Origin of the sequence: Shewanella donghaensis, assembly GCF_007567505.1 — a bacterium.
Classification (GTDB): domain Bacteria; phylum Pseudomonadota; class Gammaproteobacteria; order Enterobacterales; family Shewanellaceae; genus Shewanella; species Shewanella donghaensis.
In genome coordinates, this window is the sequence record NZ_CP041783.1 from 4,316,681 (window position 1) to 4,338,462 (window position 21,782).

Annotated in this window: 18 protein-coding genes and 7 tRNA genes; 12 read left to right on the forward strand and 13 right to left on the reverse strand. The window is 41.3% G+C overall.

Annotated elements, in window-relative coordinates:
- Positions 1 to 77 precede the first annotated feature (77 nt).
- The 4 genes from nadD to leuS form a co-directional block, all read right to left on the reverse strand.
- A complete protein-coding gene (nadD, locus tag FPK91_RS18385; RefSeq protein ID WP_144213150.1) occupies positions 78 to 809 on the reverse strand; it encodes a nicotinate-nucleotide adenylyltransferase in 732 nt (243 codons plus the stop codon).
- A complete protein-coding gene (gene holA / locus FPK91_RS18390) occupies positions 806 to 1,837 on the reverse strand; it encodes a DNA polymerase III subunit delta (RefSeq protein ID WP_144213152.1) in 1,032 nt (343 codons plus the stop codon). Before holA ends, nadD begins: the two co-directional genes overlap by 4 nt.
- Positions 1,837 to 2,331: an LPS-assembly lipoprotein LptE gene (locus tag FPK91_RS18395; RefSeq protein WP_144214570.1), complete on the reverse strand. Its 495-nt coding sequence runs from the start codon at positions 2,329 to 2,331 to the stop codon at positions 1,837 to 1,839. The genes holA and FPK91_RS18395 overlap by 1 nt, the downstream gene beginning before the upstream one ends.
- Before the next feature lie 198 nt (positions 2,332 to 2,529).
- Complete coding sequence (gene leuS, locus FPK91_RS18400) at positions 2,530 to 5,109, reverse strand: leucine--tRNA ligase (protein ID WP_144213154.1); 2,580 nt, start codon at positions 5,107 to 5,109, stop codon at positions 2,530 to 2,532.
- Between the two features lie 120 nt (positions 5,110 to 5,229).
- On the opposite strand from leuS, the gene FPK91_RS18405 reads away from it, so the two are divergent.
- Complete coding sequence (locus tag FPK91_RS18405) at positions 5,230 to 5,730, forward strand: zinc ribbon-containing protein (protein ID WP_144213156.1); 501 nt, start codon at positions 5,230 to 5,232, stop codon at positions 5,728 to 5,730.
- A 117-nt stretch (positions 5,731 to 5,847) separates the two neighbouring features.
- Here the strand turns inward: FPK91_RS18405 and lnt are convergent, their stop codons facing one another.
- From lnt to FPK91_RS18435, 6 genes are all read right to left on the reverse strand, one after another.
- A complete protein-coding gene (gene lnt, locus FPK91_RS18410) occupies positions 5,848 to 7,395 on the reverse strand; it encodes an apolipoprotein N-acyltransferase (protein ID WP_144213158.1) in 1,548 nt (515 codons plus the stop codon).
- A 25-nt stretch (positions 7,396 to 7,420) separates the two neighbouring features.
- Positions 7,421 to 8,299, reverse strand: coding sequence for a CNNM family magnesium/cobalt transport protein CorC (gene corC / locus FPK91_RS18415; RefSeq protein ID WP_144213160.1), 879 nt, complete (start codon positions 8,297 to 8,299; stop codon positions 7,421 to 7,423).
- 50 nt (positions 8,300 to 8,349) lie between these two features.
- Entirely contained in the window at positions 8,350 to 8,814 is a 465-nt protein-coding gene (gene ybeY / locus FPK91_RS18420; protein ID WP_144213162.1) for an rRNA maturation RNase YbeY, read from the reverse strand.
- Positions 8,804 to 9,955, reverse strand: a complete 1,152-nt coding sequence (locus FPK91_RS18425) for a PhoH family protein (RefSeq protein WP_144213164.1) — start codon at positions 9,953 to 9,955, stop codon at positions 8,804 to 8,806. The genes ybeY and FPK91_RS18425 overlap by 11 nt, the downstream gene beginning before the upstream one ends.
- 144 nt (positions 9,956 to 10,099) lie before the next feature.
- The gene (miaB, locus tag FPK91_RS18430; RefSeq protein ID WP_144213166.1) at positions 10,100 to 11,530 is read right to left on the reverse strand and encodes a tRNA (N6-isopentenyl adenosine(37)-C2)-methylthiotransferase MiaB; all 1,431 of its coding nucleotides are present in this window, start codon (positions 11,528 to 11,530) and stop codon (positions 10,100 to 10,102) included.
- 92 nt (positions 11,531 to 11,622) lie between these two features.
- On the reverse strand, positions 11,623 to 12,051 hold the full coding sequence (locus FPK91_RS18435; protein WP_144213168.1) for a hypothetical protein: 429 nt from the start codon (positions 12,049 to 12,051) through the stop codon (positions 11,623 to 11,625).
- 282 nt (positions 12,052 to 12,333) lie between these two features.
- On the opposite strand from FPK91_RS18435, the gene FPK91_RS18440 reads away from it, so the two are divergent.
- The 10 genes from FPK91_RS18440 to FPK91_RS18485 all read left to right on the forward strand — a co-directional run bounded on the left by FPK91_RS18440 (position 12,334) and on the right by FPK91_RS18485 (position 16,719).
- The gene (locus tag FPK91_RS18440) at positions 12,334 to 13,575 is read left to right on the forward strand and encodes an FAD-dependent monooxygenase (protein WP_144213170.1); all 1,242 of its coding nucleotides are present in this window, start codon (positions 12,334 to 12,336) and stop codon (positions 13,573 to 13,575) included.
- Positions 13,576 to 13,847: 272 nt separating this feature from the next.
- Positions 13,848 to 14,435, forward strand: coding sequence for an aminoacyl-tRNA hydrolase (pth, locus tag FPK91_RS18445; protein WP_144213172.1), 588 nt, complete (start codon positions 13,848 to 13,850; stop codon positions 14,433 to 14,435).
- A 74-nt stretch (positions 14,436 to 14,509) separates the two neighbouring features.
- Positions 14,510 to 15,601 (forward strand): redox-regulated ATPase YchF, encoded by a 1,092-nt coding sequence (gene ychF, locus FPK91_RS18450; RefSeq protein WP_144213174.1) that lies wholly within the window; start codon positions 14,510 to 14,512, stop codon positions 15,599 to 15,601.
- 203 nt (positions 15,602 to 15,804) lie between these two features.
- Positions 15,805 to 15,881, forward strand: a tRNA-Met gene (locus FPK91_RS18455).
- Positions 15,882 to 16,004: 123 nt separating this feature from the next.
- Positions 16,005 to 16,089, forward strand: a tRNA-Leu gene (locus FPK91_RS18460).
- Between the two features lie 48 nt (positions 16,090 to 16,137).
- A tRNA-Gln gene (locus tag FPK91_RS18465) sits at positions 16,138 to 16,212 on the forward strand.
- A 25-nt stretch (positions 16,213 to 16,237) separates the two neighbouring features.
- Positions 16,238 to 16,312 (forward strand) — tRNA-Gln (locus FPK91_RS18470).
- A 6-nt stretch (positions 16,313 to 16,318) separates the two neighbouring features.
- A tRNA-Met gene (locus tag FPK91_RS18475) sits at positions 16,319 to 16,395 on the forward strand.
- 107 nt (positions 16,396 to 16,502) lie between these two features.
- Positions 16,503 to 16,587, forward strand: a tRNA-Leu gene (locus FPK91_RS18480).
- Between the two features lie 57 nt (positions 16,588 to 16,644).
- A tRNA-Gln gene (locus FPK91_RS18485) sits at positions 16,645 to 16,719 on the forward strand.
- Between the two features lie 687 nt (positions 16,720 to 17,406).
- On the opposite strand, the gene FPK91_RS18490 is transcribed toward FPK91_RS18485, so the two are convergent.
- The 3 genes from FPK91_RS18490 to lolB all read right to left on the reverse strand — a co-directional run bounded on the left by FPK91_RS18490 (position 17,407) and on the right by lolB (position 20,204).
- Positions 17,407 to 18,354, reverse strand: coding sequence for a ribose-phosphate pyrophosphokinase (locus FPK91_RS18490; RefSeq protein WP_144214572.1), 948 nt, complete (start codon positions 18,352 to 18,354; stop codon positions 17,407 to 17,409).
- Between the two features lie 102 nt (positions 18,355 to 18,456).
- Positions 18,457 to 19,311: a 4-(cytidine 5'-diphospho)-2-C-methyl-D-erythritol kinase gene (ispE, locus tag FPK91_RS18495; RefSeq protein ID WP_144214574.1), complete on the reverse strand. Its 855-nt coding sequence runs from the start codon at positions 19,309 to 19,311 to the stop codon at positions 18,457 to 18,459.
- Positions 19,312 to 19,535: 224 nt separating this feature from the next.
- A complete protein-coding gene (gene lolB, locus FPK91_RS18500; RefSeq protein ID WP_144213176.1) occupies positions 19,536 to 20,204 on the reverse strand; it encodes a lipoprotein insertase outer membrane protein LolB in 669 nt (222 codons plus the stop codon).
- A 314-nt stretch (positions 20,205 to 20,518) separates the two neighbouring features.
- Between lolB and hemA the strand changes: the two genes are divergently transcribed.
- On the forward strand, positions 20,519 to 21,769 hold the full coding sequence (hemA, locus tag FPK91_RS18505) for a glutamyl-tRNA reductase (RefSeq protein ID WP_144213177.1): 1,251 nt from the start codon (positions 20,519 to 20,521) through the stop codon (positions 21,767 to 21,769).
- Positions 21,770 to 21,782 lie beyond the last annotated feature (13 nt).

Consider the following 21,782-nt stretch of genomic DNA (forward strand, 5'->3'; position numbering starts at 1 on the left):
AAAATACCTATGCCAGCGCAATTGAAGCTGAAATTGATTTCAAGTGAATATCTTTTTGAGGGCTCACTTGAAGGGGGCTATTGGTATAATTGATGATGTAAAATATAGGCTTGGATACAAGGAGGCAGTTTATTTTTTAAAGACTGTTCAGTTATTAAAGGTGCGCCTTCAACTAATAAATTTCCATTATCAGTTTTCAATGACGATTTAGGAGGGAAATTAACAGTACTTTTTGCAGTTGGCGTTAGTTGCTGTCTTATTTCGGTTGATGAAATATCTTGTTCAGTGACATCAACGGGAAATATTTGCCCTGTTTTGAATTCAGTTTTTCCTTCGATCACCCTTTTTGAAAAATCTAATTGATTCTTTATCAACAATTGCATCATAGGGTGATCACGATTAGCTGACCAACCCGGTCTACGGCAAATGACTAAATGACAAAGTTCAAATAATTTCTGCCATTGATGCCATGAGGCTAATTGAAGAAATGAATCTGTGCCCATGATGAAATAAAACTGATGTTCAGGGTAGCGCTCAGTTAATAATTCAAGGGTTTTTGCTGTGTAAGATGGGGTGTCGCGATTAACTTCAATGTCGCATACATCGAAATCGGCATATTGCTGACAAACCATCGTCGCCATTGCCAATCGATGTTTACTGCTAACTCGGGTTGATTCTTTATGGGGAGGAATATGATTTGGCATTAACCAAATTTGGTCTAAGCCGAGTTGTTGCTTTACTTCGATAGCAGGTTTGATGTGGCCATAATGAATAGGATCAAAGGTGCCTCCTAAAATCCCAATCTTCATGTTTGCAACTCAATATGGGCAAGTCGTCTGTGAGCATTCGGGTCGAACAACAAACATAAATGGCTCATCGCCGTCCAGTCTTCTATCCCCTGCTGTTTCAGATTTCGCTCTATTTTAGATGCAAAGGCTAACATGTGTTCAATTTGATTGAGTGTAAGCCGTGTTAATGCTGCCTGGTATAAGGGTTTTCGTTTATCCCAAATACGATGTTTAGGCCATAAGCTATTGAGTTGTTCGCCTTGTTCTACTGCCATTTTCAAGCTGAGCAATACGTTTAATTCTTTAAACAATGCCCACATCAGGATAGGCATGGCCGTTCCTTCAGCGTTGAGCTGGACTAACATATGCTGAGCATGTTTTTGATGGTTACTTAACAGCGCATCGGTTAATTGAAAAACAGTAAAACGTGATTGGTCTTCAAAATAATCGGTTAAGTGATCGCTATGGATCGGTTCATCAGGACTCAATAATTGCAATAATTGTAAGGCTTGTTCGGCGGCTAATAAATTGCCTTCAAATAAGTTAAACAACATGGCTTTAGCATCCATCTGTACATGTAACTTGTAATGATGAATACGGTTATCTAACCAACGCTGGAACTGTTTACCTTCAGGTGTCGCGCAAGGTAAATAAATCCCATCGCTATCGAGCACCTTAAACCATTTGCTCTTGGTTTCAGCTGATAGCTTTGGCCCATGGATGATCAAGATAATGTCTGGATTGGGGTTTTGCATCATTGATATGAATGCGGCAGAACCTTCGGTGCCAGGTTTCGCTTGCGGGAGAGTGAGTTCGATAATTCGGCGGCTGGCAAAAAGACTCATTGATTGCCATTCTTGCAGTAAATCATTCCAGCTAAAGGTATTGTCTTGAGTTAAATGAACTCGCTCATCAAAGCCTTGTTTTTTAGCGGCTTTAAGAACTTGAGCTTTACAATTTTCAATGAGCCAAGGGTCGTCACCAAAAAGTAAGTAACTACCGTGCAGATTTTTGAGGTGCTGATTTATTTGATCTGGGTAAACCCGCATCAATTCACCTCGATTGAGGCCAGAGTTTGAATAATATTATCTGCAGCTTGAATACGCATTTCTTTGACTAGCATTTCCATTTCTCGGCTTTTTGCAAGTGCTGTGCGTGGATCGTCTTGATAATCTCGTCTAATTTCTGATATGAAAATCTGTGGTTCATCACCCGGTAAAATCACGGCGTAATTAACGACATAGATAAGTTCATACTCAGCAACGTTACCAGTAGGATATAACGACAATGTTGCACGCTCTAGAGAGTCATTGATGAGTCTTAAGGTCGGTGTTTCGTCTGATGCTGGCACGGTTGTTATACGGTGAATTCGTAGTCGGTCGTTAACGAGTCGAGTCAGTTCACTGTATTGGTCATTAGAACGTAAATGTAACTCTTCAAGCTCGGCTGGAATAGAGTAACTACGTTGTAACTTAAAGCCGCAACCTGCACTGGTCATAATGACGAGGGCTAACATGGCCAAGCTAATGCGTTTGGTTAGCATCACTGTTTTTGACATCCTTTTACTTATCGAATTCATTACCAAAAGTATGATTGTTCTGTAGTGGTTATTTACTCAATGTGTCGCTGAAATAATCCATTAAACGGCTTGAGTAAAATTTGAAGGTTACTAATTATTTAAGGATTAGTAACCTTCAATCTATCGTGCTTACTATTTGTTAGCTAACAATCGCTACTTAAATTATTTAGCAACGATACTTAGTAGTTTACCTGGTACATAAATCACTTTACGTATTGTCACGCCATCGGTAAATTTAAGTACATTTTCATCAGCTAAACCTAGCGCTTCAACTTCTTCTTTAGCTGCATCAGCCGCTACAGTAATTTTAGCGCGAACTTTACCGTTAACCTGAACGATAATTAGTTTGCTGTCTTCAACAAGTGCAGACTCATCAACTGTTGGCCATAAGCACTCTTCAATATCAGCGCTATTGCCTAATGCATGCCACATGCTGAAACAAGTATGTGGAATGATTGGGTAAAGTAAACGTGTTACTGCTGATAATGCTTCTTGCATCAGCGCTCTGTCTTGCTCATTAGCAGACGGGGCTTTTTGCAATTTGTTCATCAGTTCCATAATCGCGGCAATGGCGGTATTGAACATCTGACGACGTTCAACATCATCACTGACTTTAGCAATCGTCTTGTGCAATTCACGGCGAAGCGCTTTTTGATTGTTATCAAGTGCTTTTGGATCTAGCTCAACCACATCACCTTGAGCGATATGATCATGAGCCGTTTTCCAGAAACGCTTAATGAAACGATGCGCACCTTCAACACTTGACTCTTGCCATTCAAGTGTTAGCTCTGGTGGCGCTGCAAACATCATGAATAAACGCACAGTGTCAGCACCGTACTTATCAACCATTTCTTGCGGGTCAATACCGTTATTCTTTGATTTAGACATTTTGCTCATGCCGGTATAAACCAGTTCATGACCTTCACTGTCAACGGCTTTAACTACGCGGCCTTTGTCGTCAGTTTCTTGAACTGTTACATCAGCTGGAGAAACCCAAACACGGGCGCCTTTTGCATTGTTATAGTAATAAGCATCTGCTAATACCATACCTTGCGTAAGTAAACGTTTTGCTGGCTCATCTGAGTCAACTAAGCCGATATCACGTAGCAATTTATGGAAGAAACGGAAATATAAAAGGTGCATACAAGCATGCTCGATACCACCAATATATTGATCAACCGGTAACCAGTAGTTAGCTTTAGCAGGATCAAGCATTTGATCTGCGTGCGGGCTACAGTAACGTGCGTAATACCAAGATGATTCCATGAAGGTATCAAAGGTATCTGTTTCACGTAATGCTGGCTGGCCATTAACCGTGGTTTTAGCCCACTCTTTGTCAGCTTTAATCGGGCTTTGAATACCATCCATAACCACATCTTCTGGTAAAATTACCGGAAGTTGCTCTGGAGGTGTTGGCATTACAGTGCCATCTTCAAGCGTAACCATAGGGATAGGAGCGCCCCAGTAGCGTTGACGCGATACACCCCAGTCACGTAGACGGAAGTTCACTTGACGCTTACCTTTGCCTTGTGCAGTTAGTTTGGCATCAATGGCATCGAATGCAGCTTGGAAGTCTAAACCGTCAAACTCAGCAGAATTAAATAGCACGCCTTTATCAGTGAATGCAGCTTCACTAACATCGACGTCGCTATCAGCTGGCTTGATAACGGCTTCAATGGTTAAACCGTATTTTTTAGCGAATTCGTAATCACGTTGATCATGAGCTGGAACTGACATTACAGCGCCAGTACCGTAGTTCATTAATACAAAGTTACCGACCCAAATAGGCACTTCTTTGCCCGTTAATGGGTGGATTGCATTAAGACCTGTAGCAACGCCTTTCTTTTCCATCGCAGCCATTGCCGCTTCGGTGGTATCAACGTTTTTGCATTCTTCAATGAATGCAGCAAGCGCAGGGTTATTTTGCGCAGCAGCTTCAGCGAGTGGATGACCACTTGCAATAGCAACATAGGTTACACCCATCACAGTGTCAGGACGGGTGGTATAAATATCAAAGCTTTGGTCACTGTTAGCCACTTGGAAGGTCATTTCGATACCCTCACTACGACCAATCCAGTTACGTTGCATCGCTTTAACTTGCTCTGGCCACTCATCTAAATTATCAATATCATTTAATAATTCTTCAGCGTAATCGGTGATTTTAATAAACCACTGAGGGATTTCTTTTTGAACCACCTCAGTATCACAGCGCCAGCAGCAGCCGTCTTGTACTTGCTCATTGGCCAGTACAGTTTCATCATTTGGACACCAGTTAACTGAGGCAGTCTTTTTGTAGACTAAACCTTTTTCAAATAACTGGGTGAAGAACCATTGTTCCCACTGGTAATACTCAGGGGTACAGGTAGCAATTTCACGACTCCAATCATAACCAAAACCTAACAGCTTAAGTTGGTTCTTCATGTAATCGATATTTTCGTAAGTCCAAGGTGCAGGCGCAGTCTTATTATTGATAGCGGCATTTTCTGCAGGCAGGCCGAAAGAGTCCCAACCGATAGGTTGTAGAACATTTTTACCTTGTAAACGTTGGTAACGAGCGACAACATCACCTATGGTGTAGTTACGTACGTGTCCCATGTGAAGTCGACCTGATGGATAAGGGAACATTGAGAGACAGTAAAATTTCTCTTTGTCTTCATCTTCAGTTACTTCGAAGGTTTTTTTGTCTTCCCAGTGCTTTTGCACCAAGGCTTCAATTTCTGAGGGATTATATTGCTCTTGCATCACTCTATTCCGGCCAATGCCGCCCATTGTTTGATCTAGCGCTAAAAAACGCGAGTAAGATCTGCATAGAATAAACTAGAAGTGATGCATTAAAAAGGTTCAGATGAAGGAGTATTTACTATGAGTGGACGAAGTTCAGCATTATTGGCACTTTACCAGACGCTTTTCGAGCAAGTTAAGCAACAGTTTGATGATGATAACTCATTGACTGCAAAGAGCCTTTTTGCTTCAGTGACCCAGTGTAAAGACTATTTGCAATTGAAGTCGACTGCAGAAGCAGATGAACTTGCATTAGTAGAAGAATTTTTAAAGCGAGACATTGCCAGCTACGTAAAAGAGGAAAATGCCGATAACCTCAGTTTTAGTCCGACTGTAATAGGTATTGAAAACACCTTATGGCACTGGCTGGGTGAAATTACCGATAGGAGCCAAGTTGAGTGGCATGAGATAGCTCAAGATTTTAAGCATCAAGGATTTTATATGTCTGGTGAAATAATTAACCAGGGTAAAGTGATTTGTACTGAATGTAATCACGAAATGAGCATAGAGTTTCCGAGCCTAATCCCAGATTGTCCGCAGTGTGATAACGAGATGTTTACCCGAGAATCACTAGCACCTTAGATTGTTGAGTGCGTTTTTGAATGCTGTATATGCATTAGCCTACATAAAAAATAGCAAGCTCTGGTGAGCTTGCTATTAGTAGTTTGCATTAGTTATTTGAGCTAGTGTTAGCCAAGGTTATTTGCTTGTTTTACGCTTGCGTAATAAATATTTATGAATAAAACCAAATAATATTAATAAGCTGCATAATATCAATAATGGCGTTTGGCCAATACGCTTAAACCATGTTTCCCCATCAAATAAAGGCACATCGGCAACCAGTACTCCCGCTTTAAACTGTGGAAGTTGGTGAGTGATACGACCTTTGATATCAACCACTGCGGTAACGCCGTTGTTGGTGGCTCTTACTAAAGGGCGCCCCAACTCAATTGCGCGCATTTGGGCTATTTCCATATGCTGCAGTGGACCGATTGAGTCACCAAACCAGGCATCATTAGACACAGTGAGTAAAAAATCAGTGTCTTTATTCACGTTAGCCCGTAACTGCTCTGGAAAGACGATTTCGTAACACAAGGCGGGGGCGACTTGATAGCCTAGAGCATTGAGGTTTTTCTGCTCATAAGTACCACGAGCAAATGAGGACATTGGCAAGTTAAAAAATGGTGCTAATGGGCGTAAAATGGTTTCAAATGGGACGAATTCACCAACGGGTAATAAATGATGTTTCTTATAATCATTAATACCATTTCCCACATAATCACCTTCAGATTGTTCAGGATGATTAGCATTCCCTAAGACAATAAGAGAGTTATAAAAATCATTCTTTTGCATACTAATAATACCGGTGATGATGGCACTATTATTTAAGTTGGCGACTTTATCTGTGTTATGTAAAAAATCGGCTACCATAGATTCTGGGGCTGGTATGGCTGCTTCTGGCCAAATGATGATATCAGCATCAAAATTGGGACGACTAAGATCCATGTATTTGAGCAAGGTTGGCCATAATGCATCAGGCTCCCACTTCATACTTTGTGCAATATTACCTTGAACCAGCGCGACCTTTACCGTTTCATTTCTCGGGGTGATATCAGATATTTTTGGCGCTAAATAGGTACTGATTAACACTAAGCTAAGTATGATGATGGCGCTAGCAAAACGTTTATATAAAACCAGGACTACACTGCCGCAAAGTAAAGCGATGACATAGCTCAATCCTAGAGCACCAATGACACTGCCAAGCTCCGATAACGGCCCTTGAGTTTGACTATAACCTGCCCATAACCAAGGGAAACCTGTTAGCACCCATCCACGCATCCACTCGGTAAATACCCAAAGAGCAGGAAATAAACCTAAATAACGAAAGTAAACGTGCCAACTTCGACTGCGCTGAAAATGGGTCAACTTAGCGGTGAGGTAACCGGCCAATGCGGGATATAAAGCCAGGTAAAAGGCCAGTGAAGCCATAAGCCCCATGGATACGATTAGCGGTAAACCACCAAACGTATCCATGCTGACATGCACCCAGCTAATGCCAAATGCAAAACAGCCAAATCCGAAACTTAACCAATGAAAGAAGTTTTCTTTAGGGGATAATCTGCGGCTTTGCCATAAAACAAATAGCAATGCAGCAGGATAAAAGGCCCAAATAGAGTAAGGAGCAAAGGCAAGTGTGGTTGAAGCACCTGCGACAAATGCTGTCACCATCTTTAATAGTGATGACATAGAGATATTTTTTATTTGCACAGAGTTAGTCGTCGTTGTCTTCTAGAAGTTTTGGATCAGGTAACTTCACACTTAACTGAATTAAACGTCTTGTATCTGCGTTAGTCACTTTAAATTCAATATTGTCGATGACGACGCTTTCATTACGTTCTGGCAAATGGCCAAATGCGTGAGAAACTAAGCCGCCAACGGTATCAAACTCTTCATCACTGAATTGCGTACCACAAGCTTCATTAAATTCATCAATAGGTGTGCGTGCTTTAATCATAAACACGGTATTACTGATCTTTTTGATTTCCGTATCTTCTACTGAGCTGTGATCGAATTCGTCCTCAATCTCACCAACGATTTCTTCCAAGATATCTTCAATGGTGACGAGGCCTGAAACACCGCCATATTCATCAACCACTATGGCCATATGATATCGCTGTGAACGGAATTCTTTTAGCAGTACATCGACACGTTTGCTCTCAGGAACAACAACCGCAGGTCGAATAACTTGATGTAGGGAGAATGGCTGTTCTGATTGTTTAAAACCATATTTAAGTAAGTCTTTTGCAAGCAAAATACCTTCAATATGATCTTTATCCTCGTTAACCACTGGAAAACGGGAATGTGCAGATTCGATAACTGTCTTTAGTAACACATCAACGGTGCTATCTATTTGCAATGTGACTATTTGGCTTCTAGGGATCATAATGTCGCGTACTCGCAACCCTGAAACTTCTAAAACGCCATTCATCATCTCTCGCGTGTCTTCAGTAATTAAATCACGCTCTTCAGCGCCAGCAATTACGTCTACAAGATCTTCGCGATTTTGAGGCTCGCCCTGAAACATCTGACTAATTTTGTCAATCCAGTTTTTTTTGCGGGCGTTGGTACTCGGGGGGATGTCGTCACTCATAATATTTTACTAAATCAAAGAAAACATGTTTATGCCGTCTTGTGATTTATTTACGCTTCCTTATATGGATTTGAAAAACCTAAGCCTTCAATGAGTTGAGTCTCTAATGACTCCATTTCTTCAGCTTCATTGTCGATAATATGGTCATAACCTAGCAAATGCAAGCAGCCGTGGATGACCATATGGGCCCAATGTGCAACAAGGGGCTTATTCTGTTGATTTGCTTCAAGTTCTACAACCTCAACACTAATGATGAGATCGCCTAATAGCGGTAGCTCTATCCCTGGAGGCGCTTCAAAGGGGAAAGACAATACATTAGTCGGCTTGTCTTTACCACGGTAAGTATTGTTAAGCTGCTGGCTTTCACTATTCTCAACGATTCTGATTGTGAGTTCAGCTTGCTCCATGGTATTGCCAAGCGCTGTTCTAACCCACAATTCAAACTCAGCTTGAGTGGGTAACTTACTGGTATCTTCCACAGCAATTTGCAGATCTAATTCAAGCTCAAGACTCATTGTTAATCGCTCCGTCTTTGCTTATTTCAATCTGACTTATAGGGAGATTTCCTGCAGATGCATTTTCAGTTGAGGCTTTTTCTGCAGTGGTATTAGCCATTTGTTCATTTAAGGCATTTTGGCGTTGTTTATATTGACGCTCTTTTTCAGCCTTTAATGCCAGCTCTTTACTGTCAAATGCTTCATAAGCTTCCACGATTCTGGCGACAATAGGGTGTCGCACAACATCTTGTGAGACAAAGAAGTTAAAGCTAATGTCATCCACTTCACTCAACACTTCAATAGCTTGGCGAAGACCTGACTTTTGACTGCGAGGTAAATCAATCTGGGTAATGTCACCAGTGATAACCGCTTTTGAGTTAAAACCAATCCGGGTTAAGAACATTTTCATTTGTTCTACCGTGGTATTTTGGCTTTCATCTAAAATAACAAAAGCATCGTTAAGGGTTCGGCCGCGCATATAGGCTAATGGCGCGACTTCAATAACATTTTGCTCAAGTAATTTTTCGACCTTTTCAAAGCCCATCATCTCAAACAAAGCATCATAAAGAGGGCGTAAATAGGGGTCGACTTTTTGACTTAAATCACCCGGAAGAAACCCTAGCTTCTCACCCGCTTCAACAGCTGGGCGAGTCAGTAATATGCGTCTAACTTCTTGTCGTTCAAGTGCATCAACAGCGGCAGCGACAGCAAGATAGGTTTTACCTGTTCCAGCTGGGCCTACACCAAATGTGATGTCATGCTTAGCCATGTTAGCCACATAAACCGACTGATTTGGATTGCGTGGTTTAATGATGCCGCGCTTGGTTTTAATATGTAGCGTGTCATCTTCAGCTGACGAGTGAGCTTCAAGATTGATAACTTCTTGAATAGCTAAATGTACCCGTTCAGGTTCTAAATCTGGGGTGCTACCTTTAACAGTTTGTGTCTCTATATATAGCTGCTTTAGTAGGTTATTTGTGTTGAATGCATGCCTAGGTAGGCCAACGATGGTGAAATGGTTGTTCTTGTGGATAATCTCAACACCTAAACGGCGTTCAAGTTGCTTAATGTTATCGTCATATGGACCACATAATGAGGCAAGTCTTCGATTCTCTGAAGGCTCGAGATATAAATTCATGGTAGTGACTTTAGTGGACAAAAATAATGCTCCAAAAGAAAATGAATGCTAAATAAGTGGCTGTTAAAATACCACGGTATTAACTTAAAAGCACAATAAAGGCGGCTCGAGGCCGCCTTTATTAACGAATGATAATCTTTGTTACAGATATCACTGCAATGACAATTAACCCGCTGGGTTAAATTGGGTCACGCCGATTTCATCATCAGTTTTATGTTTTGCTACGATATCAGAAGGTCGTAAGCTACGACGTAAATCCATTTCATCTTCACCACGGATAAATGTACCACGTAGCGAGTTGGTATAAACGTCAACAATTTCAACGTCAACAAATCCGCCAATACACTTAGGATCAGCTTCAAAATTCACGACACGGTTGTTTTCAGTACGGCCGCGAAGTTCCATTGGATTCTTAACTGAAGGGCCTTCAACAAGAATACGTTGAACTGTACCTAACATTTGACGGCTGTAGCGCATCGCTTGTTGAGTAATACGATCTTGAAGAATCGCTAAACGCTTTTTCTTCTCTTCCATTGTGACATCATCAGGTAAGTCAGCTGCTGGTGTACCTGGACGCGCACTGTAGATAAAGCTGAAACTGTGATCAAAGCTTACGTCTTCGATTAACTTCATCGTATCTTCAAAGTCAGCATTTGATTCACCAGGGAAACCAATAATGAAGTCAGAACTGATTTGGATATCAGGACGGGCTTTACGTAAGCGGCGAATAATAGACTTATATTCGATTGCCATGTGGCCACGTTTCATATTGGTTAGAATGCGATCCGAACCTGATTGCACTGGTAAATGTAAGAAGCTCACCAATTCTGGCGTGTCTTCATACACATCAACAATATCTTGTGAAAATTCAATCGGGTTACTTGTGGTAAAGCGAACGCGGTCAATACCATCGATTGAAGCAACTAAGCGCAATAACTCTGCGAATGTGCAGATATCATCGTCATGGGTAGCACCGCGAAAAGCATTCACATTTTGACCAAGAAGGTTTACTTCACGTACACCTTGCTCTGCAAGTTGTGCGATTTCTAAAATGACATCATCAGCAGGGCGGCTTACTTCTTCACCACGAGTATATGGCACTACACAGAAAGAGCAGTACTTACTGCAACCTTCCATAATAGACACAAATGCAGATGGACCATCAGCTCTAGGCTCAGGTAGACGATCGAATTTCTCGATTTCAGGGAAACTCACATCAATAACCGCTTTATCGCCATTATTAATTTGAGTAATCATTTCTGGTAAACGATGCAGAGTTTGTGGCCCGAAAATAATATCGACACACTGTGCACGGTCTTTAATGGCTTTACCTTCTTGCGAGGCAACACAACCACCCACACCGATAATTAAATTAGGATTTTTATCTTTTAAGGTTTTCCAGCGACCAAGCTGATGAAACACTTTTTCCTGCGCTTTTTCGCGAATTGAGCATGTGTTAAGTAGCAGTACGTCTGCTTCTTCAGCATTCTCAGTCAAGGTATAACCCTGAGCATCGTCCAGCAAGTCAGCCATTTTAGATGAATCGTACTCGTTCATCTGACAGCCCCAGGTTTTTATGTGTAGTTTTTTACTCATCAGTTACGCCGTTCTATTACCACAGAAAAATAGCCGAGTATTTTAACTGCACAAAGGCTCGCTGGCTAGCCTTTGTGCACACTAAGTCAGCATTATTCTGAAATCTCCAATACCCCTATATTTTCAGGGTATTTATCTATTAGGGCTAACTCGTTTGATTGATTAGCAAAAAAACCAAACTCTTTGGCCATAGTGAGGTTATTAAACCTTGCTTGAACAATTATTTTTTGGGCTAGCTCTCGATTAAAGTGTGTAAGCATTTCCGTGGTTTGTTCATATAAGGCATAATCAAAGGCTGAACGATGAATGACGGTAATGGTTTCCATCGATTGCGTTTCAGCTTTATTTTGCATTAATGATTGCGCTTGTGATGCGATTGGAACCATAGCGGCTATTGTGATAACGCCAGCAACAAGATATCGGCTTATCTTTTTGTAGAAAAGGCCGTGTGCTGGTTCATGACTTAACGTTAACTGGTTGCTAATTGAACTAGATTGTAAATAGGTTTTAAGACTCAACATACTATCCTCTCTTACCTTGTTATCAGGAATATTGTACAAGGTGTTTTCATTAGACAGTTAGAGTATATGCAGGGATTTACAGGCTATTGATTCGTCATTGTAAGCAGGTGTTGCTCATCCTCTATATAGAAACATATCGACACGATTGAGCAGTTACAGACATCTTTGTACATATTTTGAACGCATATTTATTCGTTTTAGTTTATTGGTTTTCGTCATTTAAGTTACTTATTCTAGTTTTGCGATTTTAGACTTACGGCTTCTTATTAAGGTAGATATACAATGCAGCAAACATCAAACGTAGTTGAATATGATGTCGTCATCGTTGGCGGTGGCATGGTCGGCGCAGCTGTGGCAGTGGGTTTAGGCCAGCTGGGTTTAAATGTGGCGATGATTGAAGCATACCAACCTAAAGCGTATTTACCTGAACAACCATTAGATCTTCGAGTGTCTGCCATCAGTGTTGCATCTGAGCAATTACTTGAACGCTTAGGCGTGATGGAGCAATTACGCACTATGCGCCATGTTGCTTATAAAGGCTTAGAAACCTGGGAGATGGATGATTTTATTACCCGCTTTCATGCCGATCAAATCGGCGAATCACACTTAGGCTACTTTTTTGAAAATCGCTTAATTCAACTCAGTCTTTGGCAGCAAATAGACACTATGGATAACGTGCATTGCTATTGCCCTGATAGCGTTGCTACGTTCGAACGTATTGAAATGAGCAATAGTGACGTTAAATCACTGTCTCAGGGTATTCAGGGTATTCAGGGTATTAAAGTGACGCTTAAAAGTGGTGTGGAATTAACTGCGTCATTATTAGTGGGCGCTGATGGTGCAAATTCACAAGTAAGACAATGGGCTGGCATTGGTATTACTGGTTGGGATTATGCTCAATCAGCCATGCTTATTAATGTTGAAACAGCAACTGAACAGCAAGATATCACTTGGCAACAGTTTACCCCACAGGGGCCACGCTCATTACTGCCATTACCGGGCAATAACGCTTCCTTAGTTTGGTATGACAGTAATAGTCGCATTAAACAGCTTATGCAGCTTAATCATAAGCAACTGGCTGAACAAATTAAGCTTAACTTTCCATCAAGGCTTGATCCGAACTTTACCGTTATAGATAGAGGCAGTTTTCCGCTGACAAGACGTCATGCCCAAGACTATTGCCGAGATAATATTGTCATTCTTGGGGATGCTGCGCACACCATCAATCCGCTAGCAGGGCAGGGCGTCAATATTGGTTTTAAAGATGTTGATGTGTTGATAGCGACGATTGCCGATGCGGTAGGTAATGACAAACCTTGGTGGACAGAATCATGTTTGAAGCAATATCAATGTAAACGTTATAGCGATAATTTATTGATGATGTCAGCAATGGATGCTTTTTATGCTGGCTTTAGTAATGACTTATTGCCTGTGAAACTATTGAGAAACGGATTGTTGAAATTAGCTAATCACGATAATCCAATCAAGAAAAAAGTGCTTAAGTACGCGCTTGGGCTTGTTTAAATTTGCTCTAGTGTGTTTTAGCTAAACTCCTTTCCAACGCCTTGCTTTATTACCGTGCTTAATGGGATTTACTTTATCAATTACTGTTATTAACAGTTCCAAAGTGAATTCCATTGGCGCTATTTTTCACTCTGCATTTGTTGAGTTCTGTTTTGAGTGTTAAAATGCCGCGCTTTCGTGCAATCAAATCATTATTTTTTGGTCTATTACTTATATAGGTCTGGGTAAATATTGCTGTTGCGCGGTCATTTAACCACTGAAATTGAGTGCTAATGAGTCAAATTAAACTAATTGTCGGCCTTGCCAACCCTGGTGCGGAATACGCCCAAACTCGTCATAATGCTGGTGCATGGTATGTACAAGAGTTAGCTCGTTTATGTGGAGCAACGTTAGCGCCTGATAGTAAATACTTTGGTTTAACCGCTAGAGTGACTATTGATGGTAAAGATGTACGATTACTTATTCCTACTACTTTTATGAATTTAAGTGGTAAGTCAGTCGGTGCCCTAGCGAACTTTTTTCGGATTTTACCTGAAGAAATATTAGTGGCACACGACGAACTGGACATGGAACCGGGCGTTGCTAAGTTTAAGCTTGGTGGCGGTCACGGTGGTCATAACGGATTAAAAGATATTATTGCTAAGCTGGCTAATGAAAAAGGCTTTCACCGATTACGTATTGGTATTGGTCATCCTGGAGATAAAAATCGCGTCAGTGGTTATGTCTTGGGTAAAGCGCCGGCAAGCGATCAAGAAAAAATGGATGCAGCGATAGATGAAGCGGTGCGATCCACTGAAATACTACTTAAAGAAGACATGGCGAAAGCGATGAACAGATTACACACATTTAAAGCGGAATAGTTTACGCGCTTTAGATATTGAATTGACACACTCACCACTATTACGGTGAGTTTAATTATATAAAGGTAAAGATCATGGGTTTTAAATGCGGCATTGTTGGTTTGCCAAACGTTGGTAAGTCAACACTATTTAATGCGTTAACTGAAGCAGGCATTGAAGCTGCTAACTTCCCGTTTTGTACTATTGAGCCAAATACGGGTGTAGTGCCAGTACCTGATGCTCGTCTAGAAGCATTAGCAGCGATTGTTAATCCTGAACGCATTTTACCAACGACAATGGAATTTGTTGATATTGCAGGTCTAGTAGCCGGTGCATCTAAAGGTGAAGGCTTAGGTAATAAATTCTTAGCTAACATTCGTGAAACTGATGCGATTGGTCATGTTGTACGTTGCTTTGAAGATGAAAACATTGTTCACGTTGCTAACAAGATTGACCCAGCTGGCGATATCGAAGTGATTAACACTGAGCTTGCTTTAGCGGATTTAGATAGCGTAGAACGTGCTATCTTCCGTCAGCAAAAGCGCGCTAAAGGCGGCGATCAAGATGCTAAGTTTGAAGTTGAAATACTCGAAAAAATGCGTCCAATCTTAGATCAAGGCCAAATGTTACGTTCAATGGATTTAACCAAAGAAGAAGTAGCAGCCATTGCTTACTTAAACTTCTTAACGTTAAAGCCAACTATGTACATTGCTAACGTAGCAGAAGATGGCTTTGAAAATAATCCACATCTTGATGTTGTTAAAGCGATTGCTGCGACAGAAAATGCGGTTGTTGTGCCAGTTTGTGCTGCTATTGAGTCAGAGCTTGCTGAAATGGACGCTGAAGAGCGTACAGAGTTTATGGCTGACCTTGGTCTTGAAGAGTCTGGCCTTGATCGCGTTATCCGTGGTGGTTATGAGTTACTCGACTTACAAACTTACTTTACTGCTGGTGTTAAAGAAGTAAGAGCATGGACTGTGCCTGTTGGTGCTAGTGCGCCACAAGCTGCTGGTGTTATCCATACTGACTTTGAACGCGGGTTTATTCGTGCTCAAGTTATGGCTTATGACGACTTTATCGAGTTTAAAGGTGAAGCTGGCGCTAAAGATGCAGGTAAATTACGTGTAGAAGGTAAAACTTATATCGTTAAAGATGGCGATGTAATGCATTTCTTGTTCAACGTATAAAAGTTTTTTCAGGCTATAATTAGCTATTCAAGGAGTCGAGGTTAACTTTAGTGGTGGTTTTTGTCGATTTGGCATGCAGTTTGGTGAACTTATAGCCGAACAGTAGCAAATGATGAAATTAGCTAAAAAAAGCAGTTGACCTCGATACCTCGAATAAGCATAATACGCCCCGTCCTCACAACGAGGGCAAAGAAAAACATAGTGGCAATGTAGCTCAGCTGGTTAGAGCACAGCATTCATAATGCTGGGGTCGCAGGTTCAAGTCCCGCCATTGCTACCATCTTCTCAAGATGTCAAACTAGAGATTCGCTAGTTAGTTAGAATCGTAAGATTTTAGACATATGACTAGCTACCTTCTCAAGGTTAAATGAGCATCGTGTTCTGGATGTTAAACAGAGTCAGTGCGGGAGTGGTGGAATTGGTAGACACGCCAGATTTAGGTTCTGGTGCCGTAAGGTGTGAGAGTTCAAGTCTCTCTTCCCGTACCATTATATAGAAAGGCTGGCATTAGCGGGTTTTTCGTAAAAGCTTTAGATTGGGATATCGCCAAGTGGTAAGGCACCGGGTTTTGATCTCGGCATCCCCAGGTTCGAATCCTGGTATCCCAGCCATTTTAAAGTAAGTAGTATAGATTATTGGGATATCGCCAAGTGGTAAGGCACCGGGTTTTGATCTCGGCATCCCCAGGTTCGAATCCTGGTATCCCAGCCAATCTTTGGCAATGTAGCTCAGCTGGTTAGAGCACAGCATTCATAATGCTGGGGTCGCAGGTTCAAGTCCCGCCATTGCTACCATGTTTTATAGGTAGAATAGTGGGAAACCCTATACTATTTAGTTAGAAAAGAGCAACAAACAGGGTTTACTCTATATATAATAGAGTTTATTCTGAGAATGATTTGATGCGGGTGTGGTGGAATTGGTAGACACGCCAGATTTAGGTTCTGGTGCCGTAAGGTGTGAGAGTTCAAGTCTCTCTTCCCGTACCATCAAATGATTCTATTAATATGTGATTTATTTTTTGAATAAATACATATTAAAAATTTTGGGATATCGCCAAGTGGTAAGGCACCGGGTTTTGATCTCGGCATCCCCAGGTTCGAATCCTGGTATCCCAGCCAAATTTGATTATTGCAATCAAGCAAACAGCCCGTCTTTTGACGGGCTTTTTGTTGCCTGTAATTTGGTAAAACTAGATTTCCCCGCAAATCCTTTCTCATTATCTTCAACTTTTCTAGATCGAGTGTGTTGCTCGACTGATTGTTACCCTTTCCCTATATTCTCGCCTAATTGACATCTACCACTCTCTTAAGCCTCATACAGCTCGATTAACAATCAGAGTTTATTTTTGCATGACTCGTCTGTAGCTAAAGGATTAAATAGTACAAGGGGCAGTCAGAAGGTGGTGGCGCAATTATTCTCCATTGCGATAAGCCTAGGTTACCAATAGCTAATGTGGCTCGCTATTCAAGCTTCTGTGCCTTCTCAATAAAGGTGCTTTTGAATAAAGGTGGGTGGAATTGGGTAATGTAACTGAGTAAAAGCTATTCATGTAAAACGGTTAGTGAGCTTGAACTTGTTATGGCAAAGAGGCAATAAATACGAATGTGGCTATGAACGAATCTTGCTCGGCATGCTTTGTGATTCAAGAGGGTGATTCAAGAGTGATTAAAGAGAGTTGCAAAAGAAAGTGACTATAGAAAGTGACTATAGAAAGTGAGGAATAAAAACTTATGTTATAAGTTTAGCCGCATAAAAAAACGCACTCAATTGAGTGCGTTTTTTACGACATTGACACCAATCAGCGATTAGTGACGGAACATCGCAGAAATTGACTCTTCGTTGCTTACGCGACGAATCGCTTCAGCAAGTACAGCTGACATTGTTAGCTGAGTCACTTTATCAAGTTTGGCAATTTCATCGCTCAATGGCACTGTATCAGTAACGATAACTTCATCGATGACTGACTCAGCGATATTTTGCGCTGCATTACCTGAAAATACTGGGTGGGTTGCATAAGCAAATACACGGTTTGCACCATGTTCTTTTAATGCTTCAGCCGCTTTACACAAAGTACCGCCAGTATCGATCATGTCATCAACGATAATACAATCGCGACCTTGAACATCACCAATGATATGCATTACTTGAGCAACGTTCGCTTGTGGGCGACGTTTATCAATAATTGCTAAATCAGAATCATCAAGTAACTTGGCAACAGCACGAGCACGTACAACGCCACCGATGTCAGGAGAAACGACAACAGGGTTATCTAATTTCTTCGCTAACATGTCTTCTAGTAACACTGGGCTACCGAATACGTTATCAACAGGCACATCAAAGAAACCTTGAATTTGCTCTGCATGAAGATCACATGTTAATACGCGATCAACACCAACACTTGATAAGAAGTCAGCTACGACTTTAGCAGTGATTGGAACACGAGCACTTCTTACACGACGATCTTGACGAGCATAACCAAAGTAAGGAATTACAGCGGTAATACGGCCAGCAGATGCACGACGAAGAGCATCAACCATAACGATAAGTTCCATTAGGTTGTCGTTTGTCGGTGCACAAGTCGATTGGATGATGAATACATCAGCACCACGTACGTTCTCATTAATTTGAACACTGATTTCACCGTCGCTGAAACGGCCTACTACTGCATCGCCAAGTTTGCAAAATAAACGGTCGGCTATTTTTTTGGCTAGTTTAGGGGTAGCGTTACCAGCAAAGAGCTTGATATCGGGCACTTTATGAACCTCAGGTGTTGGCTTTAAGTTAGTGGCTAAAAATGTGAACTTAGCAATGATGTCATTGTTAAGCTTAAACACGTCTCTAGAAGATAAATATTTTTAATTTTGACTCAATCTTGTCATCAAAGGTGACTGATTTAAGCCTTTAGCAACAAAACCATTCATGGTGCTTGGCAGTTGAGCCAAGGCGTCCAGGGCTGTTTGTTGCTGCTTGAACTCACCGAAGACGCATGCGCCTGTTCCGGTCATTCTTGACGGCGCATATTCTACCAGCCAGCCCAATGCATTGGCAACTTGAGGGTGCTTAAGTGTGACAAGTTTTTGGCAATCATTTGACCAATTTTGCTGCATTAAACTATTAATATCCAGTTTAGGGGTATTACGCGGTAAATTAGGATCTTGGAATATGGCTTGGGTTGATACATGCACTTTAGGCACTATCACCAAGTAGTATAATTCGGCTGGCTTGACGTTAATGAGTTGCTCACCAACACCTTCGGCAAATGCAGCAAAACCATTAATGAAAACAGGGACATCGGCGCCAAGTTGTAAGCCGATTTGGGCAAGTTTATCGGCGGATAAATTCAATTTCCACAGCTTATTTAAGGCTACTAATGTCGTTGCTGCATCGGATGAACCGCCACCTAAACCCCCTCCCATCGGCAGGTTTTTACGCAACCAAATCTCTGCGCCACCTTGATAATCGGAATATTCTTGTAAAGATTTTGCGGCCTTTAGAATTAAGTTATCTTTTTCTGCGACAACTTTCGATAATTCAGAATGTAAGCTTATCTGTTTATTATTGGTTGGTTGAAAATCTAAGTAGTCACAATGGTCAATAAACTGAAAAAGAGTTTGCAGCTCATGATAGCCATCAGCGCGCTGACCAGTAATATGCAGAAATAAATTGAGCTTTGCTGGGGCAGGCCAATTGCTTGAAATTGCTGTATTCACATTATTCATTGTCATTAAAGAACATCTTTTAGTTTGATTAAAGTAGTGCTGGTCGTAATAAGTAGTAGTGCTGGTCGTAATAAGTAGTAGTGCTATTCGTAATAGTAGCTGTGTTGGTCGTATTCATGGTTACAAATAATCATAGTTACCAATAATTATTGCCGCAAAAGTGGCGCGTCCACCTTTAAGTCCGTCTTAGCTATTCACTTATTAGCTATTGACTTCTAATTAGTCACTTCACGTGGTTCACTATCTAAAGCCATATTAGTTTCAGGCGCTTGTGCGGCGAGTGCTTGCCACTGGTTTATCTGAATTTTGATTTGCACATCAGCGCGATTGATTTGCAATAGTCGTGGTAACCGAGCACCACTTTGTGTTTGGTAGCTGGCAAATTTGACGTGCCAATTTTCACCATTTTCAGCACTGATGAAATATTTAATACTGCCGTCTTCATTATATTCTATTACTTGATCTTCTTCGGTGACTTGACCGGTAATCCAAAGAGGCAACTTATTGATAGGGATCGTCATGCCGCTAACGCGCTGAATTAGTCGTTCTGGATTGCTATCTGTATAAGTCTTATCTTGCACATCGATACTGGCGAGACCATTTTCAGACTTGAGAGACAGCACTGTCGTGCCAATCATGGTAGTCAGTTTTAATTCATTTCTATCATGCTGACCTATTTGATCGTGAAGCCAGAATAAGTTGGTACTAAATTTGTCGCTATCAGAGCGAAAGGCGAGTTTACCTTGTAATTCCCAAGCTTGTGCTTGGTGGGGGTTTTTGACATCAACTTCGGTTAATGTATGGGGTGGACTGATAGAGCACGCTGTTAAAAATAAACAGCTCAAAAGCAGTAAGTGTTTTAGGTGATGGGTTAAATTTCGCAAAGGAACTCACTGGGCTAAATGTTATAACTCATGATACTGGTCAGCAAGGTGATTGTAAAAATGCTTTTCAAATTAATGCCCATATCATGATTTAAATGTCATGTTCTGGACAACGACTGTAAAAAGAGATACTTGTAAGGGCTCTTTTTATTGGTGAATTTTGTCAAATGATTATCTATTTTGTTAACAAGATAGAATTATTAGAAAAAAAATAAACAATTATTCGGTTTTGTTAAGCCAATTGTGTTTTTAGTTTTACCAATTAAGTAGAATAGCCTAATTAATGATCCTGCGAAGAACTTAAAACGAGTCACATGAGCCTAGTAGCAATCGGAATAAATCATAAAACCGCCACAGTCGACCTTCGTGAGAAAGTCGCCTTTTCACCGGATAAAATTCATGATGCCATGAAGAGTCTGGCTAGTCGTACTAGCTCGGGCGAAGCCGTGATCGTGTCTACATGTAATCGCACAGAACTCTACTGTAATAATGGAACCAAGGAAGACATCATTGAATGGCTTGAGGATTATCATAATCTTAGCCACGAAGAGTTGTTACCTTGTATCTATAGTTATGAAAATCAACAATGTGTTCAACATTTAATGCGCGTATCTTCTGGATTGGATTCACTGGTACTTGGAGAACCACAAATTCTCGGGCAAGTGAAACAAGCTTTTGTTAAAGCGAAAGAGGCGGGCACTACAGCCGTCACTATCGACCGCTTATTTCAAAATACCTTCTCAGTGGCTAAAAAGGTGCGTACCGAAACCGAAATTGGCGCCGCTGCCGTTTCTGTGGCTTTTGCTGCAGTCAGCATGGCCAAACACATTTTCTCATCACTTAGCACCACCAATGTATTATTGATTGGCGCGGGTGAAACCATTGAACTGGTTGCTAAGCATCTAAAAGATAATGAAGTGGCCGGTATTGTCGTTGCTAACCGAACCATTGAACGCGCTCAAGCTATGTGCGAAGAGTTCAATGCAACAGCCATAACGCTTCAAGAGATACCTGACTATCTACCTAAAGCTGATATCGTGATATCCTCCACCGCCAGCCCACTACCTATATTAGGTAAAGGCATGGTCGAAAAGGCGCTGAAACAACGTCGTCACCAACCAATGCTATTGGTTGATATTGCTGTTCCTCGAGATATAGAAGCAGAAGTTGGCGAATTAGATGATGCTTTCCTTTATACTGTGGACGATTTACACAGCATCATTGAACAGAACATGGCTTCACGTAAAGAAGCCGCCGAGCAGGCAGAAGTAATTGCCGATGAACAATCCCATATCTTTATGGAGTGGGTTCGTTCGTTAGAGTCTGTAGATAGTATTCGAGAGTACCGAAGCCAGAGTTTGGCCATTAAAGATGAATTAGTAGAGCGCGCCTTGAATAAATTGACTCAAGGTGGTGACAATGAGCAAGTGATTTTAGAGTTGGCCAACAGGTTAACCAATCGCTTAATTCATGCACCGACACAAGCGTTAACCTCTGCTAGTCGTCAAGGAGACTTGAATACCTTAGGCCAATTACGGGTCACGCTTGGTTTAGATAAAACTTAAGGTAATAAAGCTA